The sequence below is a fragment of the Mangrovicella endophytica genome (assembly GCF_002893625.1).
Taxonomy (GTDB): domain Bacteria; phylum Pseudomonadota; class Alphaproteobacteria; order Rhizobiales; family Rhizobiaceae; genus Mangrovicella; species Mangrovicella endophytica.
Genome location: NZ_PKMZ01000004.1, coordinates 146,794 through 160,325, shown reverse-complemented (window position 1 = coordinate 160,325; position 13,532 = coordinate 146,794). Strand labels below are relative to the sequence as shown.

The 13,532-nt window shown below is 67.7% G+C and carries 9 protein-coding genes; 8 read left to right on the top strand and 1 reads right to left on the bottom strand.

Features of this window, described 5'->3' with window-relative positions; genetic code table 11:
* Positions 1-8 precede the first annotated feature (8 nt).
* From glyS to C0R46_RS12280, 5 genes are all read left to right on the top strand, one after another.
* Positions 9-2,126 carry a glycine--tRNA ligase subunit beta gene (glyS, locus tag C0R46_RS12300; protein ID WP_102959934.1) on the top strand — a complete coding sequence of 706 codons (2,118 nt, stop codon included), beginning with the start codon at positions 9-11 and terminating at the stop codon, positions 2,124-2,126.
* Positions 2,127-2,356: 230 nt separating this feature from the next.
* Positions 2,357-3,895, top strand: coding sequence for a glycoside hydrolase family 25 protein (locus C0R46_RS12295; RefSeq protein WP_102959933.1), 1,539 nt, complete (start codon positions 2,357-2,359; stop codon positions 3,893-3,895).
* 353 nt (positions 3,896-4,248) lie between these two features.
* A complete protein-coding gene (locus C0R46_RS12290; protein WP_102959932.1) occupies positions 4,249-5,217 on the top strand; it encodes an L-threonylcarbamoyladenylate synthase in 969 nt (322 codons plus the stop codon).
* Positions 5,218-5,262: 45 nt separating this feature from the next.
* Positions 5,263-6,693, top strand: coding sequence for an FAD-binding oxidoreductase (locus C0R46_RS12285; RefSeq protein WP_102959931.1), 1,431 nt, complete (start codon positions 5,263-5,265; stop codon positions 6,691-6,693).
* A gap of 170 nt (positions 6,694-6,863) precedes the next feature.
* Positions 6,864-7,439: a DUF6101 family protein gene (locus C0R46_RS12280; protein ID WP_102959930.1), complete on the top strand. Its 576-nt coding sequence runs from the start codon at positions 6,864-6,866 to the stop codon at positions 7,437-7,439.
* A gap of 20 nt (positions 7,440-7,459) precedes the next feature.
* Here the strand turns inward: C0R46_RS12280 and ubiA are convergent, their stop codons facing one another.
* Positions 7,460-8,464 (bottom strand): 4-hydroxybenzoate octaprenyltransferase, encoded by a 1,005-nt coding sequence (gene ubiA, locus C0R46_RS12275; protein WP_102959929.1) that lies wholly within the window; start codon positions 8,462-8,464, stop codon positions 7,460-7,462.
* A gap of 150 nt (positions 8,465-8,614) precedes the next feature.
* Between ubiA and purD the strand changes: the two genes are divergently transcribed.
* The 3 genes from purD (at position 8,615) to C0R46_RS12260 (ending at position 13,518) form a co-directional block, all read left to right on the top strand.
* Positions 8,615-9,877 carry a phosphoribosylamine--glycine ligase gene (gene purD / locus C0R46_RS12270; RefSeq protein WP_198598322.1) on the top strand — a complete coding sequence of 421 codons (1,263 nt, stop codon included), beginning with the start codon at positions 8,615-8,617 and terminating at the stop codon, positions 9,875-9,877.
* Between the two features lie 93 nt (positions 9,878-9,970).
* Positions 9,971-12,235 (top strand): acyl-CoA dehydrogenase, encoded by a 2,265-nt coding sequence (locus tag C0R46_RS12265; protein ID WP_102959927.1) that lies wholly within the window; start codon positions 9,971-9,973, stop codon positions 12,233-12,235.
* Positions 12,235-13,518, top strand: a complete 1,284-nt coding sequence (locus tag C0R46_RS12260) for an acetyl-CoA C-acetyltransferase (protein ID WP_102959926.1) — start codon at positions 12,235-12,237, stop codon at positions 13,516-13,518. Before C0R46_RS12265 ends, C0R46_RS12260 begins: the two co-directional genes overlap by 1 nt.
* Positions 13,519-13,532 lie beyond the last annotated feature (14 nt).

The window sequence follows — 13,532 nt, the reverse complement described above, 5'->3', positions numbered from 1 at the left end:
CGCCGCCCATGCCCGACCTCCTTCTCGAACTCCGTTCCGAGGAAATTCCCGCCCGCATGCAGCGCAAGGCGGCGGGCGACCTCAAGAAGCTCGTCACCGACGGCCTCGTCGCCGCGGGCCTCACCTATGAAGGCGCGCGCGAATACTGGACGCCGCGCCGGCTGACGCTCGATATCCGCGGCCTGGAGGCGCGTTCGCGCGACGTGCATGAGGAGCGCAAGGGCCCGCGCACCGATGCGCCGGAAAAGGCCATCGAGGGATTTCTGAAAGGCGCAGGCCTTGCCTCGATAGCCGAGGCGCATGTCCATAGCGACCCGAAGAAGGGCGACTTCTACGTCGCGCATCTGACCAAGCCCGGGCGGCCGACCGAGGCGATCCTCGCCGAGATGATGCCGCAGATCATCCGCGACTTCCCCTGGCCGAAATCGATGCGCTGGGGCGCTGCCTCCAGTGCGCCGGGCAGCTTGCGCTGGGTGCGCCCACTGCAGTCGATCCTCTGCACCTTCGGACCGGAGACCGAGGAGCCGGTGGTCGTCGACTTCGAGGCGGGCGGCATCCGCTCCGGCAACCTCACCTATGGCCACCGCTTCCATGCGCCGGAGGCGATCCGCGTCCGCCGCTTCGACGATTATGTCGAGAAGCTGGAAAAGGCCTTCGTGGTGCTCGATGCCGAGCGGCGCAAGGAGATGATCCGGCACGATGCCGAGAACCTCGCCTTCGCCAAAGGGCTGGAGGTAGTGCCGGACGAGGCGCTGCTGGAGGAGGTGAGCGGCCTCGTGGAGTGGCCCGTCGTCCTGATGGGCGCCTTCGAGGAGGCGTTCCTGGCAATCCCGCCCGAGGTGGTGCAGCTCACCATCCGTGCCAACCAGAAGTGCTTCGTCACCCGCCGCCAGGGCGGGGAGGGCGGGCTGTCCAACAGCTTCATCCTCGTCTCCAACATCGAGGCCAGCGACGGCGGCGCCGAGATCGCGCGCGGCAACGGCAAGGTGGTGCGCGCCCGCCTCTCCGACGCGCTCTATTTTTGGCAGACCGACCAGGGCGACCTGCCGGACCTCGCCGGGCTGAAAGGCTCGGCCGAGTCGCTCGGCCTCGATCTGGCGAGGCCGCTCGACCAGCGCATGGCCAAGCTCGACGCCCTCGGCGTCACCTTCCATGCCAAGCTCGGCACGCAAGGCGAGCGCGTCCGGCGCATAGCCAAGCTCGCGGCCGAGATCGCTCCACGGGTCGGCGCCGATCCGGCGCTCGCGACACGCGCCGCGCTGCTCGCCAAGGCGGACCTCACCACCGAGGCGGTCGGCGAGTTCCCGGAGCTGCAGGGCCTGATGGGCCGCTATTATGCGGCGCTGCAGGGCGAGGATGCCGCGGTCCAGACGGCCATCGAGGAGCATTACAAGCCGCTTGGACCGTCCGACCGCGTGCCCTCCGATCCGGTGGCGATTGCGGTGGCACTCGCCGACAAGCTCGATACGCTGGTCGGCTTCTGGGCGATCGACGAGAAGCCGACGGGGTCGAAGGACCCCTACGCGCTCCGCCGCGCCGCGCTCGGCGTGATCCGGCTGGTGCTGGAGAACAGGCTGCGGCTGAGGCTCGGCCTGATGATGCCGGCGGGTGATCTCCTCGCCTTCTTCCACGATCGCCTGAAGGTGCAGCTGCGCGACTCGGGCGCCCGGCACGACCTCGTCGATGCCGTGCTGACGCCGGAGAGCGACGATCTTCTCGACGTCACCCGCCGTGTCGAGGCGCTGGCCGCGTTCCTCGCCACCGAGGACGGCCAGAACCTTCTCGCCGGTACGCGCCGGGCCGCCAACATCCTGGCCGCGGAGGAGAAGAAGGGCACGCATGTGGCCGTTGCCGTCGATCCCACGCTCCTGACCGAGCCGGAGGAGATCGCGCTAGCCGTGGCCATCGATCAGGCGGAGAGCGAGCTTGCGACGGCACTCGCCTCCGAGTCCTACGCAGCGGCGATGGCGGCGCTGGCGAAGCTGCGCGGCCCCGTCGACGCCTTCTTCGACAAGGTGCTGGTGAATGCCGAAGACGCCGCCGTACGTGCAAACCGTCTGGCGCTTCTGACGCGCATCCGCACTGCCACGGCAAAGGTCGCGGACTTTGCGCGCATAGCCGGCTGACGACTACGGCTGCCTACGGGTTACGGGAGCAAAGACCCTGCACGGCAGACACTGAAGCGAGGCCGTAAGCCCTTAAGGAAGCTTGCCTGAAGCTGCCTGATCACGTTTTTGTGATCGCTGTGCCTGGAACCTGCCCGATTGTGTGTGGATAACCGCCGCCAGCCGAGCGGACAGGGACGGGACCCTCCGCCCGGCGGCTGCTCCACAGCAATTCGAGGGGACACCAGCGAATGACGAAGATGAGCGCCGCGATTGCGGCTGCCCTACGCCTCGCCTGCGCCATTGCGACCGGAGCGGTCGCGCTGACAGCCACGACCGCGTCCGCGGACTGGAAGTCGCCCTGGAAGACCGAGGACAAGGCTCTCGTCGTCGACGCCTACGAGTTCAACCCGATCGACTGGAAGGAGCTGACCTCCGACAAGCGGATCGCCGGCTTCATCAACAAGGCCTCCGATGGCCTTGCGCCGGACTGGAATTGCGCCGGCAAGTCCGGCGACGACGAGAAGCTCTGCAAGAACCGGTGGTGGAAGTATTCCGTCACCAAAGAGCTCTACATGACCCGCCGCGAGATGGCGAAGACGCTCGGCCTCAAGTGGGGCGCCTATCACCTTGGCCGCCCTGGCAATCCGCGCGAACAGGCCGATCATTTCGTCGACTTCGCCGAGCCCGGCCCGGACGATCTGATCGCCCTCGACATCGAGGACAACACCTCCGAGTGGATGTCGCTCGCCGACGCCGAGATCTTTGCCAACCAGATCTTCATCCGCCTCGGCCGCTATCCCGTCCTCTACACCAACGGCTCCACCGCCAAGTGGGTGTCGGACTACAAGGACAAGTACCCGCTGCTCGCCCGCCTGCCGCTCTGGTATGCCCGCTACCGCGACGACATCACCGGCATGTTCCCGGAAGAGACCTGGCCCACCTACGCTCTGTGGCAGTTCTCCTCCATGCATAATTGCGGCGACACGGCCTGCCCGTACCGCGTGAAGGGCGCCCGCAGCGACATCGACGTCAACGTCTCGCCCCTCGGCGTCGCAGAGCTGCAGAAGGCCTGGCCATTCGACAACATGCTGCAGCCGGAGAAGCCGGCGGCAACGACGCTGATCGCCAAGGTCAGTGATACGGCAAAGGCCGAAGTTGCCAAGGTCGTCGCCTCGATCGCCGGCAAGCGCGAGGATGGCGGGAACGCTACCAAGGTGGCCGAAGTCGGCGGCAGCGCCATCGCATCGTCCATGGTCGCCGCCTATGGGCCGTCCGGCCGTCCGAAGATCGACCCGCTGAAGCTTCTGACGCAGGCCGCCTATGAGGAGCGTCATCCAGGTGAGCGTGAGGCCGTTGCCCGCCCGGTTGACGACAACGCGCCGACCCCGCTGGCCGCTGCTGCCGCATCGGCTGTCGCGCAGGTCCCGGCCAAGGATCCGATCGCTGCCGTGCAGGCGATCGTCGAGACCAAGGCTGCGAAGGGCGCCAAGGAGCTGGCGGCTCTGGCCCTCAGCCTTCCGGCTCCCGATGCTGCGGTGAAGGCGCGCCGCGCGGCGGAGATGACCGGCGAGCAGAAGTCGCGCTTCGCATCGATGATGAAGGCCGCCGAGATCCAGAAGGCGGCGGGAACGCTCGGTATGCCCGCCTATGTCCTGTCGCAGGCGCCGGTTGGCTCGTCGAGCCGCGGCCCGCGCCTCAGCACGGCCGCCAAGAAGGAGCCGACGCATCTCGCCGGCCTGACCGTTCTCGATCAGCGCATCGCCGGCGCCTTCGCTGCGACCCGTTGATCGAAACCGTTTCATTTAGAAACTTCTTAAGGCCCGGCAGTAGCTTGCCGGGCCTTTTTGCGTTTTGACGCCGAATTTTTTCGGAGAAGCTCGGAACCTTTCTTTGCGCTGCGGCTTATTGCTTCCGAATGCTGCGATGAACGACCCCCACAGTCGCCAGTTCAGGCCGCTCTCGAGCGTTGAGCCTGACTGACCGACACAGAGGTTCCGGTTTCCCCCTCTCCGGTCCCTCCCGTCCGCGGCTTCAGCATGACCCCCGCTCGGATCCCCTCCCGGGCGAATTAAAGGGCAGCGGTCACCCCCTCGGACCGCTGCCCTTTTTATTTTCGCTCCACGGTTCTAATCGTCGGCGCATGCAAACGAGGCTCATCCACGCCACTGCGCCAGGTGCGATCGACGAGGCCAGCGACTGCCTGGGGAATGGCGGGCTCGTCGGCCTGCCGACGGAGACGGTCTATGGCCTTGGTGCCGACGCGACCAATGGCACGGCCGTCGCCCGCATCTTCGAGGCCAAGGGCCGGCCACGCTTCAACCCGCTGATCTGCCATGTCGCCGATCTCACCATGGCACGCCAGCTCATCTCCTTGAGCCCCGTGGCGAGGAGGCTGGTGGACCGCTTCTGGCCGGGACCGCTGACCATCGTTGCGCCTATTGCCGAGGGCTGTCCGGTGCACCCGCTTAGCTGTGCCGGTCTGCCGACCCTGGCTGTGCGCATGCCGCACGGCGTTGCCAGGGAGGTTATCGCCCGGCTTGGCCGACCGGTGGCCGCGCCGAGCGCCAACCCGTCGGGCCGCGTCAGCCCGACGACCGCCGCAGCCGTCCTCGCCGGTCTGTCGGGTCGGATCGATCTGGTGCTCGATGGCGGGGACTGTGCCGTCGGGCTGGAATCCACCATCGTCCGGCCCCTGGAGGACCGCATCGTTCTGCTCCGTCCGGGCGGCGTTGGTCGCGACGCGCTGGCGGATGCCGCGGGATTGCCGGTCGTTGACCATGATGGCGCCGAGGGTATCGTCGCGCCGGGACAGCTGCGCTCGCACTATGCGCCCGCGGGCGCCGTACGCCTGAACGCCACTTCCGTCGAGCCGGGCGAACATCTCATCAAACTCGGCCCGGCCGAGGTGCCGGGGGAGGCGAGGGCGGTTCAGGTCATCAATCTCAGCCCGTCGGGAAGCCTTGTCGAAGCGGCTGCCAACCTCTTCGCGGCGTTGTCGGCCTTCGACGATCCAGCGATCGCGCGCATCGCAGTCACTGCGGTCCCGAAGACGGGCATCGGCGAGGCGATCAACGATCGTCTGATGCGCGCCGCCGCGCCGCGGGATTGAACGAGCCTCAGGCGGACAGACAGAAGTGACGATCCGGAGATTTGCATGAACGACGTGCCGCCGCTTCCGGATAGCCTCATCGAGCGTTTCGCCGCCATTGTCGGCCCAGCCAATGCCCTCAGCGATCCCGATCTGATCGCGCCCTATCTGACCGAGCCACGCGATCTCTTTGCCGGGCGCTCGCGGCTGGTGCTGCGGCCGGGATCTGTGGACGAGGTCGCCGCCATCCTGCGGCTCGCCAACGAGACGCGGACGCCGATCGTGCCGCAAGGCGGCAATACCGGTCTCGTCGGCGGACAGTCGCCCCGCTCCGATGCCGAGGTGGTACTGGCCCTCGGGAGGCTGAACCGCATCCGCAATGTCGACACCGCCGGCCGGACGCTGACGGCTGAGGCCGGTGTGGTGCTCTCGACCATTCAGGCCGCCGCCGACGACGCCGGCCTGCTCTTCCCGCTTTCGCTGGGGTCGCAAGGCTCCTGTCAGATCGGCGGCAATCTCGCCTCCAATGCCGGCGGCACCGGGGTGCTTGCCTACGGCAATGCGCGCGACCTCTGTCTCGGGCTCGAGGCGGTGCTGCCGTCGGGCGAGATCATCCACGGGCTTCGCCGCCTGAAGAAGGACAACCGCGGCTACGACCTCAAGAACCTGCTGATCGGATCGGAGGGTACGCTCGCCGTCATCACCGCCGCGGTGCTGAAGCTCTTCCCCAAGCCGGCAGGCCGGGAGGTTGCCTATGTCGGCCTGTCGTCGCCGGACGACGCGCTGCGGCTCCTGGCGCTGGCGCAGGACGCCGCCGGACCGCAGCTGACGGCCTTCGAGCTGATGGCGCGGATGGGCATGGAGTTCACCATCCGCCACACGCAGGGCGCCCGCGAGCCGCTGGGCAGCCGTCACCCCTGGTACGTCCTGATGGAGATCGTGTCCGGCCGCTCGGCGGAGGATGCGCGCCAAACGATGGAGAGCGTGCTGGAGGCCGGGCTGTCCGCCGGCATCCTCGACGATGCGACCATTGCCGGATCGCTGGCGGATGCCGCGCGTTTCTGGACGATGCGCGAGGAGATGAGCTGGGCGCAGAAGCCGGAAGGCGGCTCGATCAAGCACGACGTCAGCGTGCCGGTCGCTTCCGTGCCCGCCTTTCTGGCCGCGGCGGATGCCGCCGTCCTGGCGGCGGTGCCGGGCGCGCGCGTCGTTGCCTTTGGCCATCTCGGCGATGGCAATATTCACTACAACATCTCGCAGCCCGTCGGTGCCGATACTGGGACGTTCCTGGCGCGGTGGCGCGAGATCAACGCGATCGTCCATGCAGTCGTGGCAGCGATGGATGGCAGCTTCTCCGCCGAGCATGGCATCGGTCAGCTGAAGCGGGATGAGCTGGCCCAAACCAAGCCCGCAGCCGAGATGGCGCTGCTGTTAGGGATCAAGCAACTCTTCGACCCAAACGGAATCTTAAACCCCGGCAAGCTCGTTCAGAATTGATTCAAATTACCGGTCTACTTACCTTGACTTCAGTGACGTTCACTTAACTGCCTTTCTTAGCCCGACTGCAAGACGCCGGGCTTAGCCTCCAATCATCAAAGGCCGGGATCACATCGGCCACGTTGAGACCGGGCATCCGGCTCTCAGGAGAGGCAAGAGGCGTCACGATCATGAGCACTGCTCACAACCCCGTCCAGATGAAGCCCGAATGGGCCGGTGCTCCCGTCCGGCTCGATCCGCGTCAGTCCGACCGTAAGCAGACTATCGAGATGATGGAGGCCGGCGAGCTGGTGTCCTACCGGGTCGACAGCCGCGGCGCCGTCGTCCGCCGCAAGCTGGAGAAGTCCGGCATGCCGGTGTCGATCGCCCTGCCGGCGCGCGCCTTCAAGGGCGTTGCGGCCCGCGCGATGGAAGATGCCGACGGCGAGGTCACGGTGACCCTGGAACTGCACCACCAGGATCCGCGCCTGACGGTGCCGCTGCTGGTCGCGACCGACCTCTTCGACGTCGCCGCCGACTGGCGCAACTGGTCGGAGCTCTTCGGTCTGCCGATGCTGATGGTGGAATCGGATGGCGCCGTGCGCCCGCTCGAGGACACGCTCGGCCGCGTCCGCTCCGGTGACCCGGCCCCGCGGCGTCGCTCCGCGGCCCGCGGCCGCCGTCCGCGCTTCCTCGCCCGCCGCAAGCCGGGTGGTCTCGGCATGCGCATGGTCATCGCCGGCGACGAGATCATCGCCCGCAACTGATCTGGCTGCGACCCTGCGGGTCAGCCCTGCAGCGGGAAGGACAGCGCCCAGAGCGCCGAGAAGATCAGCCCGAAGAAGATCGTCCAGCCGAACAGGCTGTTCGACTTGAACAGCATCAGGCACTGGTCGGGATCGTCGATATCGAGGGTCCTGATCTGCCAGAGCATCTGCGCCGCGCCGAGCCCAAGGCCGGCATAGGCCGGCCAGAAGGGGCCGCCGCCGGGTGCGTCCGCCGTCGTGGCGAAAGCGAGGGCGAAGAAGACGAGCGCCCCGCCATAGAGGATGGCGAGAGCCGATTTCGTCCGCGTACCGAACAGACGCGCCGTCGAGCGCACGCCCACGAGGACGTCGTCCTCCTTGTCCTGATGGGCGTAGATCGTGTCATAGCCGATCGTCCAGAGGATCGCGCCGACATAAAGAAGCAGCGCCGCGGGCGCCAGCGATCCCCAGTAGCAGGCCCATCCCATCAGCGCGCCCCATGAGAAGGCGAAGCCGAGGCCGAGCTGCGGCCAGTCCGTGACCCGCTTCAGGAACGGGTAGATCGCTACAACAGCGAGCGACGCCACGCCGAGGATGATGGCGAAGAGGTTGAACTGGATCAGCACCAGGAGGCCGACGAGCGCCTGAACGATCAGGAAGAGCTTGGCCTGCCGACGTGTCACCCGGCCCGACGGCAGCGGGCGGGAGCGCGTGCGCGCCACCCGCGCATCGATCCGCTCGTCCACGAGATCATTGTAGGTGCAGCCCGCGCCGCGCATGGCGATCGCGCCGATCAGGAAGAGGATGAGATGGGCGAGGCTCGGCAGGCCGGTGTGAATGGCGGATGGCGGCAGCATCTGCGGCGCCAGCGCCGCAGACCACCAGCAGGGCCAGAGCAGGAGCTGCCAGCCAATCGGCCGGTCCCAGCGCGCGAGCTGCGCGTAGGGCCACACGCCGCGCGGTAGCAGACGGTAGACCCAGCTGTTCGATGGTGCGTCGGCAACGTGGTCGCCTGCGACCGCGATCCCGTGCTTCAGATTCGCCATGGCCGGAGAGTGCGCCGAACGCGCCTCTCGTCAAGAGCTTTCACGTGTGGCCCCGACGCGGCTTGACCCGCCTCCCGTCGCCCCGCTAAGCGCGGGGACGGCGCCGGTCTGGCGTGCTGCCGGACCGGACGAGGCTTTTCGCAGATGACCATCAACATCCTTCTGATCGGCTCCGGCGGCCGCGAGCACGCTCTCGCTTGGAAGCTGGCGCAGTCGCCCGAACTCGGAACGCTGCATGCGGCGCCCGGCAATCCCGGCATCTTCGAGCATGCTCAAGACGCCGGCCTGAACCCCGCCGACAAGCCTTCGGTCGTCGCCTATTGCCGCGAACATGACATCGGCCTCGTCGTGGTCGGGCCCGAGGTGCCGCTCGTCGACGGACTCGCTGATGCGCTGGAAGCCGCTGACATTCTCGTTTTCGGCCCGTCCGCTGCGGCGGCACAGCTGGAGGGCTCCAAGGGCTTCACCAAGGATCTCTGCACCCGCAAGCGGATCCCGACGGCGCGCTATGGCCGCTTCACCGACGCGACCGCGGCCAGGGACTACGTCCAGCGCCACGGGGCACCGATCGTCGTCAAGGCCGATGGCCTCGCCGCCGGCAAGGGCGTCACTGTCGCGATGACGCGTGACGAGGCGCTCGCCGCGATCGATGCCTGCTTCAGCGGCGGTGATGGCGACGAGGTGGTGGTCGAGGAGTTCCTCGAAGGCGAGGAGGCGAGCCTCTTCTGCCTGTGCGACGGCAACCAGGCGCTCGCCTTCGGCACGGCGCAGGATCACAAGCGCGCCTTCGACCGCGACCGTGGGCCAAATACCGGCGGCATGGGCGCCTATTCGCCCGCCCTGCCGATGACGCCCGAGCTGACTCGCCGCGCTATGGCCGAGATCGTCGAGCCGACGCTCGCCGGCATGCGCGAGGTCGGCACGCCATTCAAGGGCGTTCTCTATGCCGGCCTGATGCTGACGGAGAGCGGGCCGAAGCTGATCGAATACAATGTCCGCTTCGGTGATCCGGAAGCCCAAGTTTTGATGCTGCGGCTGGAGAGCGACCTCCTGCCGATCCTCCTGGCCTGTGCGAAGGGGGACCTCTCCGGGGTCGCGCCCCACTGGCGGGACGAGGTGGCGCTGACCGTCGTGCTGGCGGCGAACGGCTATCCCGGCACCTACGCCAAGGGCTCCGAGATCCGCAACCTGCCGCCGGAGCGGCTTGGTATGAAGGTCTTCCAGGCCGGCACGCGCCGCGACGGCGAGCGGCTACTGGCGGATGGTGGCCGCGTCCTCAACGTCTCCGCCACTGGTGCGACTGTCAGGCAGGCGGCGCGCGCCGCCTATGAGGCCGTTGCCGTCATCGACTGGCCGGACGGCTTCTGCCGCTCCGACATCGGGCACCGCGCCATCATGGCCGAGCCTGAGTAGGCGGCGTTTCCTTTTACGTTTACGTCAAGGGTAGGAATTTCGCTGCGATAGGTTACATTGGCTGGCGAGAAGATCGGCAGCCGGAGAAAAGCCATGTCGTTCCGCAGGGAGAGATTGACCCGCCCGATCTTTCGCTGGGCCAAGGGCGTCATGCCGCCGATCTCGCCGACCGAGCAGGAGGCGATCGGCGCCGGCACCGTCTGGTGGGATGGTGAGCTGTTCTCCGGCAATCCTGACTGGAACAAGCTCGTCGCCATGCCGCCGGCGACGCTGACGGCGGAGGAGCAGGCCTTCATCGACGGTCCAGTCTCCGAACTCTGCGCGATGATCGACGACTGGAAGATCGTCTGGGAAGACCGCGATCTGCCGCCGGAGGTCTGGGACTTTCTGAAGCGCAACCGCTTCTTCGGCATGGTCATCCCGAAGCAGTATGGCGGTCTCGGCTTCTCCAACACCGCGCATTCGGAAGTCGTCCGCAAGGTGTCGTCCGCCAGCGTCGTCGCCGGCGTGACGGTGATGGTGCCGAACTCGCTCGGACCCGGCGAGCTGATGCTGCATTTCGGCACGGAAGCCCAGCGTACTTACTGGCTGCCGCGTCTGGCCGATGGGCGGGAGATCCCGTGTTTCGGCCTGACCTCGGTGGAAGCCGGTTCGGACGCCGCGGCGATGACCGACACCGGCGTCGTCGAATACGGCGAGCACGAGGGCCAGCGGGTGCTCGGCATCCGCCTCAACTTCGCCAAGCGCTACATCACGCTAGGCCCCGTCGCCACGGTGATGGGCCTTGCGTTCAAGCTGCTCGATCCCGAGAACCACCTCGGCAAGGGCACCTCGCCGGGTATCACTGTGGCGCTGCTCCCGACGGCGACGCCCGGCGTCACGCATGGCGACCGCCACATCCCGCAATTCACCTTCTTCCAGAACGGCCCGCTCGAAGGACGCGACGTCTTCGTGCCCGTCGACTGGATCCTCGGCGGCGCAGACCAGGTCGGGCAGGGCTGGCGGATGCTGATGACGGCGCTTGCCGCCGGACGCGGCATCTCGCTGCCCTCCCAGTCCGCGGCCTCGGCGGCGGCCTGCGCCCGGACCGCCGGCGCCTATGCCCGCATCCGCACCCAGTTCAACGTGCCGCTCGGCCTCTTCGAGGGCATCCAGCAGCCGCTCGCCGAGATCGCCGCCAATGCCTACGCGATCGATGCGGCGCGCCGGCTGACGGTCGCCGCGCTCGATGAGGGGCATCGTCCCTCCGTCGTCTCGGCCATCATGAAGGCGACCGCGACGCAGCGCATGCGCGAATCCGTCGAGAAGACGATGGATATCCATGGCGGCAAGGGCATCATCGACGGGCCGCGCAACTATATGGGCCTGCAGCACCGCTCCGTGCCGATCGGCATCACCGTCGAAGGCGCCAACATCCTGACGCGCAGCCTGATGATCTTCGGGCAGGGCGCCATCCGCGCCCATCCTTATATGCTGAAGGAGCTGCTCGCTCTCTCCGACAAGGATGAGGAAGCCGGGCTCGACGCCTTTGATCGCCACTTCTGGGGCCATGTGGGCTTCTCCGCGCTGAATGCGCTGCGGGCCTTCGTGCATGGCTGGACCGGCGGCCTCGCCGCGCATGCGCCGGACGGCGCAGCCATGACCAGCCACTGGCGGCAGCTGTCACGCTATTCGTCGGCCTTTGCGCTCCTGGCCGATCTGTCGCTGCTGACACTCGGCGGCACGCTGAAGCGTCGCGAGATGCTGTCGGGGCGCCTGGCGGACATTCTCGCCGAGCTCTACTTCCTGGGCGCGACGCTGAAGCGCTTCGAGAGCGAGGGACGACCCGAAGCCGACCGCCCGCTCGTCGATTACGTGTTCCAGAAGGGCTACGGCCGGCTCGGCGCTGCCTTCCGCGGTGTCCTCCTCAACCTGCCGGCCCGCTGGGCGGCGACGCTGGCGCAGCTGATCGCCTTCCCGCTCGGCGTACCGCAGCCGGAGCCGTCCGACGAGCTGACGAGCGAGGTGGCCGAAATCCTGCTGCGACCGTCCTCGCAGCGCGATCGACTGACGCCGGGGCTTTATCTCGGCGAGGGCCGGCTGGACCACCCGGTCGCCGCCCTCGAACGCGCCTTCTCGATGATCGTCGAGGTGGCGTCGGTGGAGAAGGCGATGCGTGAAGCGCGCATCGCCGATCCCGAAAAGGCGCGCGATGCTGCGATCATCTCGGCCGAGGATTGCGCGCGGCTCCAGGCGGCGCGTGCCGCGGTGACCGAGGTGCTCGTGGTCGACGCCTTTCCAATGGAGGCGGTGTCGCCGCTGGCGGCGCAGCATCGCCCAGCGAACGAAGGTCAGGAACGTCAGGAGGCGGCGGAGTAATGGCGCGGGCAGTCTATCTTGTCGACGGGGCGCGCACGCCCTTCCTGAAGGCGCGTGGCAAGCCGGGGCCGTTCACGCCGGTCGATCTCGCCGTGCAGTGCGGTCGACCGCTCCTCATGCGCCAGAGCTTCGACAAGGACGCGATCGATCTGGTCATCCTCGGCTGCGTCAACGTCATCGCCGACGAGATGAACCCAGCGCGCGTCGCGCTGCTGCGGCTCGGCATTCCCGAGCGCATTCCGGCCTTCACGGTGCAGATCAATTGCGGCTCCGGCATGCAGTCGATCGACACCGCCTTCCGCACGATCGAAGGCGGCCATGCCGACATCGTCCTGGCCGGCGGCACGGACGCGCTCAGCCATTCGCCGCTGGTACTGCGGCGCGGCGCGGTCGACTGGTTCGCCCGCCTCAACGGAGCGCGATCGACGGCCGACAGGCTGAAGGCGCTGACCGGCCTGAGGCCTGACTTCCTCAAGCCCATGCTCGGCCTGGAGCGCGGCCTCACCGATCCGATCACCGAACTCAACATGGGGCAGACGGCGGAGATCCTCGCCCATCTCTTCGACATCAGCCGCGAGGCCGCCGATGCCTACGCCGCGGCGAGCCACGACCGCCTCGACCGTGCAACGAAGGAGGGTTGGCTGAAGGACGAGATGCTGCCGGCCTTCTCGCGCGACGGCGAGGTGTTCGAGCGCGACGATGGCGTCCGGCCCGGCTCCAGCGTCGAATCGCTCGGCAAGCTGAAACCGGTCTTCGAGAAGCCCTATGGCAAGGTCACGGCCGGTAACGCCTCGCAGATCACCGACGGCGCCAGCTGGGTGATCCTGGCCTCCGAGGAGGCTGTCGAGCGGCATGGCATGACGCCGCTCGCCCGCATCGTCGATTCGCATTGGGGCGCGCTCGATCCCTCGATCATGGGCCTTGGCCCTGTCCTGGCCAGTGCGCCCATCCTGAAGCGTCAGGCGATGAGCGTTGCCGATGTCGGCCTGTGGGAGTTGAACGAGGCCTTCGCCGCGCAGGTTCTCGCCTGCCTCGCCGCGCTCGCCGACGAAACGATCTGCCGCGACGTCCTCGATCTCGAGGGTTTGGGAGGCGTCATCCGGCACGAGGACCTCAACGTCGATGGCGGCGCCATCTCGCTGGGTCACCCCGTCGGCACCAGCGGCAACCGCATCACGCTCCATCTCGCCAATGCCATGCGGCGGCTCGGCCGCAAGCGTGGCATCGCGACCGAATGCATCGGCGGCGGCCAGGGCGGCGCCATGTTGCTCGAAGCCGCTTGATCCGGAGAGACGCG

Bases quoted from the DNA above. Each gene is read 5' to 3' on its own strand.
- C0R46_RS12280 (WP_102959930.1), top strand. From the start codon at position 6,864: ATGAGCACTGCTCACAACCCCGTCCAGATGAAGCCCGAATGGGCCGGT.
- C0R46_RS12260 (WP_102959926.1), top strand. From the start codon at position 12,235: ATGGCGCGGGCAGTCTATCTTGTCGACGGGGCGCGCACGCCCTTCCTG.
- C0R46_RS12295 (WP_102959933.1), top strand. From the start codon at position 2,357: ATGACGAAGATGAGCGCCGCGATTGCGGCTGCCCTACGCCTCGCCTGC.
- C0R46_RS12290 (WP_102959932.1), top strand. From the start codon at position 4,249: ATGCAAACGAGGCTCATCCACGCCACTGCGCCAGGTGCGATCGACGAG.
- C0R46_RS12265 (WP_102959927.1), top strand. From the start codon at position 9,971: ATGTCGTTCCGCAGGGAGAGATTGACCCGCCCGATCTTTCGCTGGGCC.
- glyS (WP_102959934.1), top strand. From the start codon at position 9: ATGCCCGACCTCCTTCTCGAACTCCGTTCCGAGGAAATTCCCGCCCGC.
- ubiA (WP_102959929.1), bottom strand. From the start codon at position 8,464: ATGGCGAATCTGAAGCACGGGATCGCGGTCGCAGGCGACCACGTTGCC.
- C0R46_RS12285 (WP_102959931.1), top strand. From the start codon at position 5,263: ATGAACGACGTGCCGCCGCTTCCGGATAGCCTCATCGAGCGTTTCGCC.